Source organism: Paraburkholderia acidicola (assembly GCF_002362315.1).
Lineage (GTDB): Bacteria > Pseudomonadota > Gammaproteobacteria > Burkholderiales > Burkholderiaceae > Paraburkholderia > Paraburkholderia acidicola.
This window is the reverse complement of the sequence record NZ_MTZV01000001.1, coordinates 242,022-258,042: the sequence shown is the minus strand read 5'-3', so window position 1 is coordinate 258,042 and position 16,021 is coordinate 242,022. Positions and strand designations below refer to the sequence as shown.

At 61.3% G+C, this 16,021-nt stretch carries 11 protein-coding genes; 7 read left to right on the top strand and 4 right to left on the bottom strand.

Annotation, left to right across the window (positions count from 1 at the left end; all coding sequences use genetic code 11):
- Positions 1-15: 15 nt before the first annotated feature.
- Positions 16-987, bottom strand: coding sequence for an amidohydrolase family protein (locus BWP39_RS00770; protein WP_096716481.1), 972 nt, complete (start codon positions 985-987; stop codon positions 16-18).
- A 170-nt stretch (positions 988-1,157) separates the two neighbouring features.
- On the opposite strand from BWP39_RS00770, the gene BWP39_RS00765 reads away from it, so the two are divergent.
- Positions 1,158-1,622, top strand: coding sequence for a MarR family winged helix-turn-helix transcriptional regulator (locus BWP39_RS00765; RefSeq protein ID WP_096716480.1), 465 nt, complete (start codon positions 1,158-1,160; stop codon positions 1,620-1,622).
- Positions 1,623-1,636: 14 nt separating this feature from the next.
- On the opposite strand, the gene BWP39_RS00760 is transcribed toward BWP39_RS00765, so the two are convergent.
- A complete protein-coding gene (locus tag BWP39_RS00760) occupies positions 1,637-1,822 on the bottom strand; it encodes a 4-oxalocrotonate tautomerase (RefSeq protein ID WP_096716479.1) in 186 nt (61 codons plus the stop codon).
- A gap of 131 nt (positions 1,823-1,953) precedes the next feature.
- Here BWP39_RS00760 and BWP39_RS00755 point away from each other — a divergent pair, with 131 nt between their 5' ends.
- On the top strand, positions 1,954-2,886 hold the full coding sequence (locus BWP39_RS00755) for a LysR family transcriptional regulator (RefSeq protein WP_096716478.1): 933 nt from the start codon (positions 1,954-1,956) through the stop codon (positions 2,884-2,886).
- Between the two features lie 115 nt (positions 2,887-3,001).
- Here BWP39_RS00755 and BWP39_RS00750 read toward each other — a convergent pair whose 3' ends face one another.
- Entirely contained in the window at positions 3,002-4,867 is a 1,866-nt protein-coding gene (locus tag BWP39_RS00750; RefSeq protein WP_096716714.1) for a DUF3300 domain-containing protein, read from the bottom strand.
- 498 nt (positions 4,868-5,365) lie between these two features.
- Here BWP39_RS00750 and BWP39_RS00745 point away from each other — a divergent pair, with 498 nt between their 5' ends.
- The 3 genes from BWP39_RS00745 (at position 5,366) to BWP39_RS00735 (ending at position 12,888) form a co-directional block, all read left to right on the top strand.
- Entirely contained in the window at positions 5,366-8,578 is a 3,213-nt protein-coding gene (locus BWP39_RS00745) for a multidrug efflux RND transporter permease subunit (RefSeq protein ID WP_096716477.1), read from the top strand.
- A 250-nt stretch (positions 8,579-8,828) separates the two neighbouring features.
- A complete protein-coding gene (locus BWP39_RS00740; RefSeq protein WP_207556516.1) occupies positions 8,829-11,012 on the top strand; it encodes an alpha-galactosidase in 2,184 nt (727 codons plus the stop codon).
- Positions 11,013-11,250: 238 nt separating this feature from the next.
- Positions 11,251-12,888, top strand: coding sequence for an ABC transporter substrate-binding protein (locus BWP39_RS00735; RefSeq protein WP_096716476.1), 1,638 nt, complete (start codon positions 11,251-11,253; stop codon positions 12,886-12,888).
- Between the two features lie 32 nt (positions 12,889-12,920).
- Here BWP39_RS00735 and BWP39_RS00730 read toward each other — a convergent pair whose 3' ends face one another.
- Positions 12,921-13,274 (bottom strand): DOPA 4,5-dioxygenase family protein, encoded by a 354-nt coding sequence (locus tag BWP39_RS00730; RefSeq protein WP_096716475.1) that lies wholly within the window; start codon positions 13,272-13,274, stop codon positions 12,921-12,923.
- 406 nt (positions 13,275-13,680) lie between these two features.
- Here BWP39_RS00730 and BWP39_RS00725 point away from each other — a divergent pair, with 406 nt between their 5' ends.
- Both BWP39_RS00725 and BWP39_RS00720 read left to right on the top strand, forming a co-directional pair.
- Positions 13,681-15,459 (top strand): S10 family serine carboxypeptidase-like protein, encoded by a 1,779-nt coding sequence (locus tag BWP39_RS00725; protein ID WP_096716474.1) that lies wholly within the window; start codon positions 13,681-13,683, stop codon positions 15,457-15,459.
- A 16-nt stretch (positions 15,460-15,475) separates the two neighbouring features.
- A complete protein-coding gene (locus tag BWP39_RS00720; protein WP_096716473.1) occupies positions 15,476-15,886 on the top strand; it encodes a hypothetical protein in 411 nt (136 codons plus the stop codon).
- Positions 15,887-16,021: the final 135 nt, after the last annotated feature.

Here is a 16,021-nt window from a genome sequence, read left to right as displayed (position 1 = left end):
CGCGCTCATGCGTTTTCATTGCAGACCGAACAGTCGGATCGCATTGTCGCGTCCGATCTTACGCCGGTCGTTCTCGCTGATTTCACAGTGATCGAACCAGCGCGCCGCGTCTTCATGTTTCTCGAACGGATAGTCGACTGAGTACATTACGCGGTCGCTGCCGACTTCGAGCAGCGTGGATAGCAGCGTCGGCGTGCGGAAGTTACCGCTAGTGGTGATGTGCACGTTATTGCGCAGATAATCGCCGATCTCGTGCTCGCACGGCATGCCACGCCGGCCTTTGCGAAGGATGTGATCGATCCGCCAGATGTTGAACGGGATGCCTTCGCCGAAATGCCCGAGGATCATCTGCAACTGCGGATGGCGGTCGAACAGACCACTCGACATCAGACGCAACGCGTGCACGCTCGTTTCCGCAGCGAAGGCCCAGGTCGGGCCGGTCAACCACGGTTGTCCTTCATAGATCGGCTCGCGCTCCGGCAGCGGATCGCGCGGGTGCATGTAGAACGGTTTGTTCAGCGCGGCAGCGTGCTGCCAGAAGTCCGCGAAACGGGGCGCGTCGTAGTAGGCCACCGTGCGTTCGTCGCCGACCTGCGAGAAGCCGTTGACGAGAAAGCCGTGAAACCCGAGTTGCGTCACACAGCGTTCGAGTTCGCGTGCCGCGGCGTCCGGATCCTGCAGCGGCACCGCAGCGAAACCGCCGAAGCGCGTCGGATGACGACTGATCTGTTCCGCAAGGATATCGTTGGCTTTCTGCGCGACGACGAGTGCCTTGTGCGGATCGGGGATGGCCTGCACCGCGGGCGAGTTCAGCGACAGGATCGAAAACGCCGTGCCCCATTCGTCCATCTTCTCGAGCCGCTGCTGCTCGAAATCGAGCAGGTTGGCGCGCAGGTGCGTCCATACCTCGGGGCGCGCATAGACCTGCGAATCGCCGATGGTCAGGTCGATGGCGAAGTGCTCTTCCAGTGCGATTTTGTCTTTCATAGCGGCATGGTTGAAAAATCAAGTAATGGAGCGTGCAGTCTATACTTGAAATTTCAATTAATCAAACGGGAACACCCTGGGTGACGAAACATGACGTCGGGCTCTGGTCCGCGCAAGATCCCCGAGGGTATACTTGAATCCGCAATCAAATGACGACGGGCAGGGCGGACATGGCAAAGAAAGGGCAGACCTCGATCGCGGTCAATCACGATCTGGAAGCGGCGATTCCCTACCTGGTGGCGAGGACCGGCAGCCGGATGGGCAACGCTTTTTCAAAGGCGCTCAAACCCTACGGGTTGAGCCTGACGGAATGGCGCGTGTGCGCGTCGCTCGGACATACGCCGCATCAGCGGCTGTCCGAACTGGTCGTGCGGGCGTGTGTCGATATGTCGGCGCTGTCGCGCATCATCGATCGTCTGATCGAACAGGGGTTCGTGTGCCGCGAGCGCAGCGAAGAGGATGCGCGTGCGCTGCGGCTTTCGCTGACGGAAGAAGGGGCGGCGCTGACGCGCGAAATCGTGCCCATTGCACAGCACTATGAGGCGATCGCGTTGAACTGTTTCACGAAAGCGGAAGTGAAAGTGCTGCGCACGCTGCTCGACCGTTTATATGAAAACACCGAAGTGCTGGTGTGATCGGGCGATGCTTTTCAACCATCCGCGAGCAGCTTGCCGTTTTTACCCCAGGCCTCGCGCGACACTTCAGTAATCACGACGTCCACGCTCTCCGGCGGGCAGGCCAGCGTTTCGACCGTCACTCGCGTCACTTCGCGGACAAAGGCGCGCTTCTGTTCGAGCGTACGGCCGGGGTGCATTTCGAGGTGCAAGGTGGGCATAACAGTTCTCCGGTAAGTGGCTGGTAAGTGGCGCCGCAGAACCGGGCGCCAGGGTTCGTAGTGTTACGCACCGTCCCGCGCAGATAAACATGCGATGATTTCACCCATTCGAAACCTACAGGTTTTCAATCGTGGACAAGCTGGCCAGTATGGCGATGTTCATCTGCGTGGTGGAGAGCGGCAGTTTCAGCGCCGCAGCCGAGGCTAGCCAGGTCTCGCCGACCATGGCAGCCAAACATATCCGGACCATCGAGGAGCGGCTCGGTGCCCGTCTGCTTCATCGCACGACGCGCCGGCAACAACTGACCGAAGTCGGGCGGCTCTATTACGAGCGTTGCAGGCAGGTGCTTGCCGAAGTCGAACTGGCCGAGGGTAGTGCGCTGGAACTGCAGGCGAGTCCGCGTGGCCGGCTGCGGTTTATTGCGCCCGTCAGCTTCGGCAACGAAAGTCTCGTCCCGGTGCTGGCCGAGTACCTGGCCCGGCACCCCGACGTCAGCGTGGATCTGACGCTCGATAACCGCCCGCCCGACCTGATCGACGAGGGTTATGAACTGGGTATCCAGATCGGTGAGATCCACGCGGCAGGACTCGTTGCGCGGCCATTGCGGCCGTATCGTCGGGTACTGGCCGCCGCGCCGGCCTATCTGGCACGCCACGGTGAGCCCGACCATCCCCGGCAGTTGAGTAGCCATAACTGCCTGGGCCTGTCGTACTGGCAACGCTACGACCGCTGGCATCTGCTTGGGCCGGCCGGCGAAACCTGTGAAGTTGACGTGAAGGGCCGTTTCACCGCGAATCAGGGCACGGCTTTGCGGACCGCCGCATTGCACGGCGCGGGGATCGTGTTGCAGCCGGAAGCCTTGCTTGCCGACGATCTCGCCGCCGGTCGCCTGCTCCCTGTGTTGCCCAACTGGTCGTACAAACCCACGCCGATGCATCTGATCTACGCGCAGGACCGTCGTCCGACGGCGAAGCTGCGCAGCATGATCGACTTCGTGCTGGAACGCTTCGGTGTTGAAGGGCGGTCCGCGTCGTTGTCTGCGGCCGATTACACAGCCGGTTAAGCCGAGTGGGACTGCGGGGTGCGTCTAAGTCCAAGTCGAAGGCCGGCGCGAGGCCGGCCTTGCAGGTGCATCGAGCGATGCCGCCGAACCAGCCGGCACCGCGTGCTGCCAGCGATTAGTGCCGCTGTTCTTCGCGGTGGCCACCGCCACCGCCGCCACTGGGGTGCGATTGCGGTTGTGGTTGCGGCCGCGGCTGGGGTTGAGGACGCGGCTCAAAGTGCTGCTGCTGTGGCTGTGGCTGCGGACGCGGCTGGAAGTGTTGCTGCTGCGGCTGCGGTTGTGGTTGAAAGTGTTGCTGCTGCGGTTGCGGCCGCGGCTGCTCTTGAGGACGCGGCTGTTCCTGCGGCCGCGCCTGCTCCTGAGGACGTTGCGCTTCACGGGCCTGCTGAGCGGCAGCCTGATTTGCACGCTCCTGATTCATCTGAGGCGCGCGCTGCTGCGCTTCGGCCTGCTGCCGCTGCTGTTGCTCCTGTTCCTGCTGCTGTCTTTGCTGCTCGTTGTGTTGCTGCGCCATCGCAGCTTCCCCCTGGGGCCGCTGCGCACCGTTGAATTGCGCCTCTCCCTGGGGCCGCTGTCCACCATTGAATTGCGCTTCACGCCCGGCCTCGCCACGCGCCTGCTCATTGCGTCCAGGTATCGCGGCGCCGTTTGCGGGACGTTGTGTGCCAGCGGCGAAGCTGTTTTCACGAGCGCCTTCTGGCCGCGGCGGTTGACCGGCGCGCTGGGCTTCCGCGGGCGCCGGACGTGCGCCCGGACGCAGGTCGTTCTGCGTGAAATGCGGCACCGTCATCGGGCCCGGATGAGCCTGTGCCTGTCCCTGTCCCTGCGCGCGGTTCAGGTTCCCCGGAGCCGCGCCGAAGTTCGGACGCCCCTGGTTGTTGTTCACGACGTTGTTCGTCGTGTTGTTACGCGCGAAGTTATTGTTCGTGCCGTAGTTGTTGTTCGTGACGCGCGAGTTGTTGATGTTATTCACGCGATTGATGACCGTGGTGGACTTCGAGACATAGGTCGTGTTGTTGTAGACCACCGACGGACGATGCCATCCACCGCCACCACCACCACCGCCATAACCTCCGCCGCCGCCATAGCCGCGACGGTCGCCGCCCCAGTTCACTCCCCACGAATGCCATCCCCATCCATAGTGATGGCTGATCGCAGAGCCGACGATAATGCCGACGCCGAACGAGATGACCCCCGCTGCAACGATATCGCCGGTGGAGTAGACCGGCGGGCTATACGCATAGCCCGGATAGACCGGAACGGGCTCGCCATAGACGACGGCCGGGTTGTAGGTCGGCACGTACACCACATCGGGCTGGGTCGGCTCGATGACGATGGTCTGCGGCGGCGGCTCGACGACGGCGGGTCCGGCATACACATCCGGCTCATCGGGATCGTTCGAATAGACTTGCGGCGGCGGTGCCGGGCGCGCCACCGACGAAACCGCCAGTTGCGGCGACGACTTCAGATTGCCGGTCTGCTGGGCCCGCTGACGCATCACCTGGATCGCGTTCATGACGTCGTTCGGATCGTTCACGTAGGCTTCGCCCAGCGCGGTCGTCCACTGGATATTGCCGGCCATCTGGCCCAATACCGCGGGGAACGCCGTCAGCGACTTCACGCTGACGTCCCAGGGCTGCGGGTTCACCGCGTTCTGCAGGGCGGCGCCTTTCAGCGACGGGTTCTGCGTAAGCCATTGGTTAGCTGCACTGACCTGATCCGGGTAGGTGGCGCCCGCCAGTACCTGGGCGACCAGCTTGTCCGGGAACAGCGCGATCGGCGCGACCATCTGTTCAAGCTGATCGGCGGTCGGCGGCGTATAGGCGCTTGCGGCAGCCGAGGCAGGCTCGACGGCGGAGGCCGCCGAAGCCGCCTGGTTGGCATCGGTCGGACTGGTCTTGTTGCATCCGGCGAGGACCAGCAGACTCACGATCAGCGACGATGCCACGACGTTGCTGAAAACCTTCCTGTTCGCTTTCATCATTCCCCCAGTGTGTGCGGTGTCGCTATTCCTAGCGATTCAGTACCAATTAACGCACTGAAGCCTGTATTGGAGTATCCAGAATGTGTTACAAGCATGATTTTGTGTTTTTGAAAGAATTCTGCGTGAGCTTGAATAACCCGTTGAAATAGACCGGAAAAACGGAGAGACGATAGACAAAAACGGAGCCGGCATTCCGAACGGTTACCAGTAGGGTGAAAAACAGGTGGTGCGGGCAAATGCTGACAAAACCGGAAGACAAAGCCGGAAGACAAAGCCGGAAGACAAAACCGTGTGTGCGGCGCAGCGCGCGGCAACGCCTCGGCAGGGGGATCGGTTCGGACGGATACGGAGTGTGCCAAAATCAGAGCGGCATTTCAAATTTTACGAAGTCCAGGTCGTTTCCGCATAAATGGCTGTGGTAACGTGCTGGCCGACGTCGGGCAAATACCCGGTGCATCGGCGTTTACTCTAATCCAGAGCTGATCAGGTTCGCGCGTGCCATCATTTTTTATAGACCGCCCGGTCTTTGCGTGGATCGTTGCACTTGCCATTATCGTGGCGGGTGCGCTGGCGATTCCGCAATTACCTATTGCCCAGTATCCGCGCCTTGCTCCGCCGCGGATCATCATCTCGGCCACCTATCCGGGTGCGTCGACCGAGAACGTCGACAATAACGTGGCGAGCGTGATCGAGGAGAGTCTCGACGGCGCGGACGGCATGCTCTACTACGAGACGACCAGCGACGCGCTCGGCAACCTGGAAATCGACGCGACGTTCACGCCCGGTACGAACCCGGACATCGCGATGGTCGACATCCAGAACCGTCTGAAGCAGGTCGAGCCGCGCTTGCCGCAACAGGTCGTGCAGCAGGGGATCGGCGTTTTCAAGGCCGCCAATACGTTCCTGATGCTGGTGGGGCTGACCTCGACCGACGGCACACTCGATTCCGTCGAACTCAGCGATTACCTGAGCCGCTACGTACTGCGTGAACTGAAGCGCGCACCCGGCGTCGGCTCGGCCCAGCTCTGGGATGCGGACGAAGCGCTGCGTATCTGGATCGACCCGGTGAAGCTGCGCGAATACGATATCGCCGCGGGCGACGTCAACACGGCGATTGCCGCGCAGAATGCCGCGATCACGGCCGGCACGGTCGGCGATGCACCGTTCGTCGCTGGCCAGCAGACCACCGCGTCGGTGATCGTGAAGGGTCAGCTCCTGTCGCCGGCAGAGTTCGGCCAGATCGTGCTGAAGGCGAAACCCGACGGGTCCGCCGTGCGTTTGCGCGACGTCGCGCGCATCGAGATCGGTCGCGCCGACTATTCGTTCTATTCGCGGCTGAACGGTCACCCGTCGGCCACCGTCGGTATTCAGCTCGGGCCGCGCGGCAATGCGCTCGAAACATCGAATGCGATTCGCGCACGGCTCGCCGAACTGGCGAAGAGCCTGCCGCCTGGCGTCAAGGTCGAGATCCCGTTCGACGGCGCGCATTTTGTGCAGATTGCGATTCACGAAGTCGTGATCACGCTGCTCGAAGCCGTGGTGCTGGTGTTCTGCGTGATGTGGCTGTTCCTGCGCGACCTGCGCTATACGCTGGTGCCGACCGTGGTGATTCCGGTCACGCTGATGGGCGCGTTTCTCGCCATGTATGCGCTGGGTCTGTCGATCAATGTGTTCACGATGTTCGGCCTCGTCCTGGCGATCGGCATTCTGGTCGACGATGCAATCGTGGTCGTCGAAAGCGTGCACCGCGTGATGGACGAAGAGGGGCTCGCACCACGCGAGGCGACCCGCAAGGCGATGTCGCAGATCACGGGCGCGATTATCGGCGTGACCGTCGTGCTCACCGCGGTGTTCGTGCCGATGGCGTTCTTTCCGGGCGGCGTCGGCGGGATCTACCGGCAGTTCTCGGTGGCGATGATTGCCTCGATGCTGGTGTCGTCGTTCCTCGCGATGTCGTTGACGCCGGCACTCTGCGCCAACCTGCTGAAGGCGCCGAAGCAGACGCCGCAGCAGCGCGATGCGCGGCGCGGTCCGCTCGGGTTTGCCGCGCGCTGCGCGACCGGTTTCGCCACCGGTTTCGAACGCGCTTCGAAAGGCTACCGCTGGCTGACTTCGCGCACCGTGCGACGTATGGGCCCGGTGCTCGGCGCGTATGTCGTGCTGGTCGGACTCTGCGCGGTGCTGTACTGGCAAATGCCCGGCGGCTTCCTGCCGACTGAAGACGAAGGGCAGATGCAGGTGATGATCCAGATGCCGGCGGGCGCGACCCAGGCGCGCACGCTGGCTGCAGCCGAACGTGTCGAACAGATCCTGCACCGCGAGTCCGCGATTGCGAACGTGACGACGGTGATCGGCTGGAGTTTTCAGGGCAGCGGCCAGAATGTCGCGATGGCCTTCGTCGAACTGAAGGACTGGAGCAAACGCAATATCAGCGCGATGGCACTGCGCGACAAACTGAACGAGCAGTTCAGCAAGATTCTCGACGGTTCAATCGATGCTCAGCTGCCGCCTGCCGTGCCCGGTCTCGGTCACTCGGATGGTTTCGTGCTGCGGCTCGAAGACCGTGGCGGGGTCGGTATCGAAGCACTGAAAGCGGCGCGTGCCCAGCTGTTCGCCCAGGCCAAGGCCGACCCGGTGCTGGCGTCGATACGCTCGGAAGATCTGCCGGACGCGCCGCGCATCGAACTCGATATCGATCGCGCCAAAGCCTACGCGCTCGGCGTGCCGCTCGACAAGCTGTCGGATCTGCTCGGCAGTACCTTCGGTTCGTATTACGTCGACGATTTTCCGGCGTCGGGCCGCATGCGTCGCGTGATGGTGGAGGGCGATGCCGCGACGCGGATGAGCGTCGAGGACCTGATGAATCTGGCGGTGATCAATTCGTCGGGCGCGATGGTGCCGCTGTCGGCGATCGCATCCACGCACTGGACGGTCGGTCCCGTGGTGCTGAGCCGCTATAACGGCTATCCGTCGCTCGACGTGAGCGGTCGTGCGGCACCGGGCTACAGTTCGGGCGCGGCGATGGCCGAGATGGAGCGGCTCGCGGCGGCGCTGCCGCTTGGCGTTGCGTACGACTGGGTGGATGCGGCACGCGAAGAAACCGTGGCCGCGCATTTGACGCCGCTGCTCGTGGGCCTCTCGCTGCTCGCCGTGTTCATGGCGCTGGCCGCGCTCTACGAAAGCTGGACGATTCCGCTGTCGGTCCTGATGGTGGTCCCGCTTGGTGTGATCGGCGCGGTGTCGGCGGTGCTGTTGCGTGGCATGCCTAACGATGTGTACTTCAAGGTCGGGATGATCACCGTGATCGGTCTGTCCGCGAAGAACGCCATCCTGATCGTGCAGTTTGCCCGCGATCTGCACGCCCGCGGTGCCCCGTTGATGCGCGCCGTCGTCGATGCCGCAGCGATGCGCTTCCGGCCGATCGTGATGACGTCGGCGGCGTTCCTGCTCGGTGTCGTGCCGCTGGTGATATCGAGTGGCGGCGGCGCCGAGAGTCGTCGTTCGATCGGCACCGGGGTATTCGGCGGGGTGCTGGCCGCCACGCTGCTGGGGCTCGTATTCGCACCGGTCGCGTTCTATGCGGTCGTCTCGCTCACGCAAGGCAGACGCAGGCTTGCTACGCTGAATCGCCGGCGCCGCGAACGGGGCGCACGGCGCAGCGCACCGGCACTCGGCGAACACGACAGACGGCTGCAATCCGGCAAATAAAGTCGGCACCGGCCGTCGCGTGAGCACGGCCGGTTCGTCGTGCTACACGTCGACCATGACGGTCATCTCGCTGACACACAAGTCTGTCGACTCGGGCGTATACCCGCAGCGTGCGTATCCACTACTCATAAAAACTCTCACTTGATGGGATAGCACGAAAAATCTGGAAACCCGCTGCACTGCTGAATATAGTCACCTCCGAAACCCATCCTGCATCACGCGGCGACGCGATTTCAACAAGGAGACTGACATGGCTTTGTCTGGCTACAGGCAGTGTATTGTCCCGTTGTTATTAGGACTGGTATTGAGTGTGTCGGGCTGTGGCGGCGACGCCGGTGCAGGCGGCTCGGCCGCCAGTGTGACGAAAAGCGTGGCGAATGCGAGTGCCGCGTCTTCCAGTGCGGCATCCTCCAGTGCCGCCGCCGAATCCGCCGCAATGCAGCAACGGCGCACCGCGCGACAAATCGCCGTGGTTCCGCCGCCGATGGGCTGGTCGTCCTGGAACAGCCTCGCGGAGAACGTTAACTTCGACACGATCAAGGGCGTAGCGGACGGCATGGTCGCGTTGAATACGCAGATCAACACGGGCACGAAATACCAGTATGTGAACATCGACGAAGGCTGGTGGACCTCCGGCACGCGCGATGCGAACGGCAACTTCATCATCGATAACACGCAATGGCCGGGCGGTATGCAGGCGATGGCGCAATACATCCACAGCAAGGGTCTCAAGGCGGGCATCTATATCGACGCCGGCCCGCAAGGTTGCGGCACGCGCACCAACGGTACGCATTTCGTCGGTAGCGATTTCGCGCACTACGAGCACGATTTCCTGCAGTTCGCGCAATGGGGCTTCGACTTCGTCAAGGTCGACTTCTGCGGCGGCAATAACGCGGGCTACGATCCGCAGCAGGCTTATACGGCGATTGCCAATGCCATTGATGACGCCTTCATCCAGACCGGACAGCGCATCACGTTCAGCATCTGCGACTGGGGCACCATTGGCAGCAATCCCGCCTATCCGGACTACCAACAGGGACCCTGGGACTGGGCCGCGGGTGTCGGCCGGATGTGGAGAACGACGGGCGACATCTACGGGCCGAATAGCGGTGCGCCGAACTTCGGCAGCGTGGTGGGCAACTTTCTCGGCAATTACCATCCCGAAGGACAGCACACCGGCTACTATAACGATCCCGACATGATGGTGGCGGGCATGGGTATGACGGCCGTTCATGACCAGGCGCATATGAGTCTGTGGGCGATCGCAGGTGCGCCGCTGATTCTCGGCGACGATCTGTCGAAGCCGATCTCCGCCGACACGATCAAGGTGATGACGAATCCCGAAGTGATCGCAATCGATCAGGATCTGCTGGGTGTGCAGGGTGTGATGGTCGGGCAGTCGGGTGCGCAACAGGTCTGGTCGAAGCTGCTGTCCGGAAACGGGCAACGGGCCGTCGTGCTGTTCAACAACGGCGCGGACGATGCGCCGATGACGGTCACCTGGCAACAACTCGGTCTCGTACCGACTGCGCGTGCAACCGTGCGTGACGTGCTGGCGATGCAGGACCTTGGCGCGTTCAAGAGTTCCTATACCGCGGCCGTCGTCCCTGCGGGCGGTGTCGTGATGCTGCTTGTCAAAGGTAGCGATGTCGCATCTACCACTTACCGGCCGAGTTCCGTCGGCGGTGGTGCGTCGATCACACGTTGCGCGACCTGCGATGGCGGCACGATCGTGAAGGGCCTCGGTACCGTGACGTTCAGCAACGTGACATCGACGGCGCCAGGCGGCTTCGTCGAGATCGCCTACGTGAACCGCAGCCGCGAGACGCTGAAGGCGGAACTCAGCACGAACGGCGGAACGCAGACCACGCTCGCATTCCCGCCGACCAGCCGGGACGGCCGCGTCGCCACGGTGACGGTGTACGTGGGCCTGCAGACGGGACAGAACTCGCTGACGATCTCGAGCGCCGACAGCTCGGCACCGACGCCTGAGATCAGCACCGTTGCGCTGGTCGCCGGTCCGGTTCGCCTGCCGCCGTTCAAGGCCGCTTACGAAGCCGAAGCGTCCAGCAGCATCCTCGCGGGCGGCGCACGGGTATCGTCCTGCTCCGGGTGCTCGGGCGGCGCAGACGTTGGGTATGTCGGCAACGGTGGGACACTGACGATGACCGGCATCTCTGTGCCTGCGGATGGCAACTACACGGTTCAGATCGGCTATGCGAACGGCGACTCCTCGCCGCGCTCCGCGCAGATCAGCTTTAACGGTGCCGCGCCCGTCACCGTTGCGTTTCCGCCGAGCGGCGGTTGGGGCACCATCTCCAGGCTATCGGTGAGCGGTGCGTTCAAAGCGGGCGCAGCGAATACGCTGATATTCTCGAATCCGTCGGGATGGGCACCGGATATCGATGGCATCACTGCGCCGACGGCCCAGTAATAGCAGCCTGATTGCAGTGCGGTAGCAGAATGACCCGGCACGGGTGGACAACGTGCCGGGTCATTTTTTTTCAGGCACGATGGGGTGAGTGGTGCGCTATTGTGCTTAGCAGCGCTGCACCTATGGTTGTACGGATTTATTGTTAGCGATCCATTGCGCCGCCAACGAGAATCTTCGGCTGCAACTCGTTGTGCCGCTCATTTTGCAACTCATTTCGCCATCCACTCATCGCCTTCGAATGACCCACACACCCTCCCGATATCTCGCACGCACGGCCCGTTGCGTTGCTGCCGCTGGCCTGCTGGCTGCCTCGCTGTCGTTTGCTTCATCTGCAGAAGCAGCACCGGACAAGACCCTCGTGTTCTGCACCGAGGGCAGCCCGGCGGGCTTCGACCCAGGGCAACACACCACGAGCACGGACTTCGATGCCAGTACCTACACGGTCTACAACGAACTGGTGCAGTTTCGCCGCGGTACGCTCGATCTCGAACCCGCACTCGCAACAAGCTGGGATGTATCGACGGATCAGCGCACGTACACGTTTCATCTGCGGCATGGCGTGAAGTTCCAGACGACCGCGTGGTTCAAGCCGACGCGCGACTTCAATGCGGACGACGTGCTGTTCACGTTCAATCGCATGCTCCATGCCGACGATCCGTTCCGCACGGCCTATCCGGTCAGCTTTCCGTACTTCAGCGATCTCGGTTTCGACAAGAACATCGACACCATCGAGAAGGTCGATGACTACACGGTGCGCTTTCATCTGAAGCAGCCGGACGTGATTCTCGTGCGCAATCTCGCGATGAGCTTCGCATCGATCCTCTCCGCCGAATACGCGGCGCAGTTGAGCCACACGCATCACGAGGCGGACATCAACCAGTTGCCGGTCGGCACCGGGCCGTTCGTGTTCCGCTCGTATCAGAAGGACGCGCTGATTCGCTTCGATGCGAACCCGAGCTACTGGCGTCCCGACGACGTCAAGCTCGCGCATCTGATCTTCGCGATCACGCCGGACCCGGCTGCGCGCATCCAGAAACTTGCCAGCGGCGAGTGCCAGGTGTCGGCATTCCCACGTCCCGCCGACGTCGAAGTCGTGAAGCGCAATCCGGCCTTGCGGCTGGTGTCCGGGGTCGGCTTTAACGTTGGCTTCGTTGCGTACAACACGCAGCACCCGCCGCTCGATCACGTCGAGGTGCGCCGCGCGCTCGATATGGCCGTCGACAAGCCGGCCATCCTCAACGCGGTGTTCGCGGGCAACGCAAGCATCGCAACCAATCCGATGCCGCCGTCGCAGTGGTCCTACAACGACAAGTTGAAGGATGCACCGTTCGATCCGGCGAAGGCGAAAGCACTACTCGCACAGGCGGGTTTTCCGAACGGTTTCGACATCACGCTGTGGGCGATGCCGGTGCAGCGTCCGTACAATCCGAACGCGCAACTGATGGCACAGCTGCTGCAACAGGACTGGGCGAAGATCGGCGTGCGCGCGAAAATCGTCAGCTACGAGTGGGGCGAATACAACCGGCGGGCGAAGGCAAGTGGCGAGCATGACGTGATCCTGTACGGCTGGTCGGGCGATAACGGCGACCCCGACAACTGGCTCGGCGCGCTGCTCGGCTGCGATGCGGTACACGGCAGCAATCTGTCGAAGTGGTGCGATCCTGTGTTCGATGCACTGATCGTCAAGGCGCGTGCCAGTTCCGACGTCGCCACGCGCACCGCGCTATACCGGCAGGCGCAGGAAGTTTTCAAGCAACAGGTGCCGTTCACGCCGATCGCGCATTCGATCGTGTCGTTGCCGGAATCGAAGCGCGTGAAGGGGCTTCTGCTGTCGCCGCTCGGCAGCCACCGGTTCGATGGCGTTTCGCTGGACTAGTCGTGCAGAGGGGGCGCTGTGCGACGAATGCGTCAGCGCCCCAGTGCGGCAAGATTCAACGGATACGAACGGCCAATCCACACGGCGGCATCGCGATGATCGCGCAGCGAGTCGCCCGTGTTCGGATGGAGAAACACATCCAGTACGCCGTGATTCAACGTGAGCCACTCGAAAATTCCAACCAGATGCTCACGGTCGAACGCGAGTTGATACGACCACAACGGGTGAGGGCCGACCGGGCGCTCATGAAAGCGGCCGACCTGCAGCACATCGGCGAAGCGCGCTTCGATCGCCTGCTTTAACACCTGGGCCGCATCGCGCCGCTCGGCGTCGAAGTAGACATGCGCATGCCAGCCCGTAATTTCGTTGGCGTCGAGATAGGTCATCGTGGGTTCGAGAGGGTGGGGAGCGGAGAGTCCTCATTGTAGTCGGAACCGCGTACCTTGCCCGATCGTGCGTATGGGCCGTTTGTCCAGAAAATTCGCTAAAGCAAACCGCTTATACGAGCGTCCGCTTGCATGAACCATTACTGCGCTTTAAGCGGCTGTAGTTAATTCGAAAGAATTAATGTGACAAAGCTCTTTTAACAGATCTAAAAACCAGCAACGAATTCTCATCAAATCCTCAATTCCAATTGATATGTGCCAAACCTGGAGCGAAAGAGGTTGACCGTCATTTTTCGTCCTCATAGATTCCCTGCACGATATCGAAGGCCTGTTTTATCAAAACCGTCCCTTCACAACAGAAAGCCGTTAATTGTTTTTTAGCAATCATCAGGGGAGTGCATTAACAATGCAAAAAATCACGTCCTGGGGCGTGCCGCTCACCATCGCCGCACTGGCTCTATCGGGTTGCGGAGGAAGCGTCGACAAGACGGCGGCAACGCATACCACCGGTACGCCATCCAGTGCGTCATTTGTGTGGCCTGCCGATTCCGCAGTCACCGATTCCAATGCCTATGCAGAAGGCAATGATCCGGACGCGCTCACCGGAGACCCTGCTTATAAGAACGGTCCCAACGGCGCTGCTGGATCCACGAACGCCCAGGTTGCCGCGGGTAATATTCCGTTGAGTTCGGTCAATGAAACGCCCGCGCAAAAACACCTGACCATGACGTTGAACGGTCAGACATTCGGGTACGAGGCTCGCGCAGGACATCTGATCGCTGCTGCGCCGCCTGCATCGTCGACAGGGTCCGCAAGCGCCGAAGCGTCGATCTTCTATATGTCCTATACGCGCGACGATATTCCACACGATCAGCGGCCCATCACGTTCGTTTTCAACGGAGGCCCCGGTGAGCCCTCGATATGGCTGCATCTCGGCTCATGGGCGCCGCAGCGCCTGGATCTGAATGCGCCGGCTGTGCCGCCCGGTCCCTACGCGCAAGACAGCTATCCGCTGATCCCCAACGCTGAGTCGATGCTGGACCAGACCGATCTGGTGTACGTCGATATTCCCGGCAGCGGATTTTCCGAAGCCATCGCGCCACTGACCAATCTGGACTTGTGGAATACCAATATGGATGCACAGGTATTCCGCGACTTCATTACGGCCTACATCAACCGCTACAACCGCCAGAGCTCGCCGAAGTATCTCTATGGCGAATCGTATAGCGGCATCCGTACGCCGATCGTGGCCAATCTGCTGGAGCAGGCGGGCACCAGTCACTATGTGACCGACCCAACCGGCAAACCGCCGATCGTGCTGACTGGCTATGTCCTGCAATCTCCGGTGATGAACTATGCAACCAACCAGAACGTGAACACGGTTGGCATATTCCCGACCGAAGGCATGGTGTCCAGCTGGTATGGCCTCGGTACCGCACGGGGAAACCTGTCGGAAGCGGACTATTCGAACACGTTGAGAAATTTCACTACGACTCAGTTTATCTCCCAGATAGGCAATCCGAATCCGCCGGCGCAATATTTAACCGATCTGCAAGGGATAACCGGAATTCCACTGGCTACCTTAACCAAAAATAGCCAGTTCAATAGTTTGTCGCAATATAATAGTTATTACAGCCTGATTGGCCTGTCGATATACCCGTCGAGTCTCCAGCCTTCATCGGGACTGTCGAATTCCGCTTTCGATGCGTACGACGGCCGCATAAGCACAGCATCTCCCCAAAAATACGGCATCAGCAATTATGAGGATGGCGCTTTCTATGGCGCGATAAAGCCGCTGATTCAGAGTGAAACCGGGTATCAGCCTGCCGATCCTACCCAGCTGTATGGCGCCGACATTGCGGCGAACTACTGGATACACAATCACAACGGCGCCTTGTCGGACACGAGTGTGCCCGACCTGGTCGAAGCCATGACCATCGATCCAAAACTGAAGGTCCTCGTGCTGCACGGTTACCACGACAATGTTTGCCCGTTCTTCCAGACGGAACTGGACCTGCAAAACGGTGGCGCGCTACCGGCGCTCGCCAGCCGGATCACCATCGGTGATTTCGATGGCGGCCATATGATCTATCTAACCAACTCGTCCCGTGCTCCCATGCGTGCGCAGCTTCGGACCTTTTACACGAGCGCGACGGCTGCTGTGCAAACAGCTGCGGCCCATTGAATCAAGGAGATCAACCATGGTGATGAGGGCTTTGTGTACTGCTTCGGTGCTAGCCGCCGTGATGATGGCTCCTGCGGCGCTGACCCCAGCGTTTGCCGCGCCAATGCTGCAAGGTGGCTTCCTTCAGGTGGGCGAGCATCTTGACCGGGTGCCGCCGCCCGCGCCCGGCACGCCGTCGCTGACACCCGACCTGACCCAGAGCACGATCGTGGGTCATCTGAAAACGCTATTCGACAAGGCTGCTAATCCATCGACGCATCTGATGACGAAGCAGGGCGCACTCGCGAGCGGCTGGGGATGGGCCGCCAGTCATTTTGGCGAGATCGATCGCCAGAACAAGGGTGCAGTGAGCTTTGACGACGTGCTCGATTACCTCAATGGGCACTCGGATACGCATATGGTCTTGCGCCCTGTGCAGGGCACATGAAATATCCGCACCCTGACGGCGGGTCATACGGCAGGGTGCTTTTTCTGGAAATGCTCATAACTGTGCTGCCCGGCGGCTGTGATGTCTCACACGCCTTGTGCTTCGTTACCCATTGCGCAAACTAATCATGAAATT

Bases quoted from the DNA above. Each gene is read 5' to 3' on its own strand.
- BWP39_RS00770 (WP_096716481.1), bottom strand. From the start codon at position 987: ATGAAAGACAAAATCGCACTGGAAGAGCACTTCGCCATCGACCTGACC.
- BWP39_RS00765 (WP_096716480.1), top strand. From the start codon at position 1,158: ATGGCAAAGAAAGGGCAGACCTCGATCGCGGTCAATCACGATCTGGAA.
- BWP39_RS00760 (WP_096716479.1), bottom strand. From the start codon at position 1,822: ATGCCCACCTTGCACCTCGAAATGCACCCCGGCCGTACGCTCGAACAG.
- BWP39_RS00750 (WP_096716714.1), bottom strand. From the start codon at position 4,867: ATGAAAGCGAACAGGAAGGTTTTCAGCAACGTCGTGGCATCGTCGCTG.
- BWP39_RS00740 (WP_207556516.1), top strand. From the start codon at position 8,829: ATGGCTTTGTCTGGCTACAGGCAGTGTATTGTCCCGTTGTTATTAGGA.
- BWP39_RS00735 (WP_096716476.1), top strand. From the start codon at position 11,251: ATGACCCACACACCCTCCCGATATCTCGCACGCACGGCCCGTTGCGTT.
- BWP39_RS00730 (WP_096716475.1), bottom strand. From the start codon at position 13,274: ATGACCTATCTCGACGCCAACGAAATTACGGGCTGGCATGCGCATGTC.
- BWP39_RS00725 (WP_096716474.1), top strand. From the start codon at position 13,681: ATGCAAAAAATCACGTCCTGGGGCGTGCCGCTCACCATCGCCGCACTG.
- BWP39_RS00720 (WP_096716473.1), top strand. From the start codon at position 15,476: ATGGTGATGAGGGCTTTGTGTACTGCTTCGGTGCTAGCCGCCGTGATG.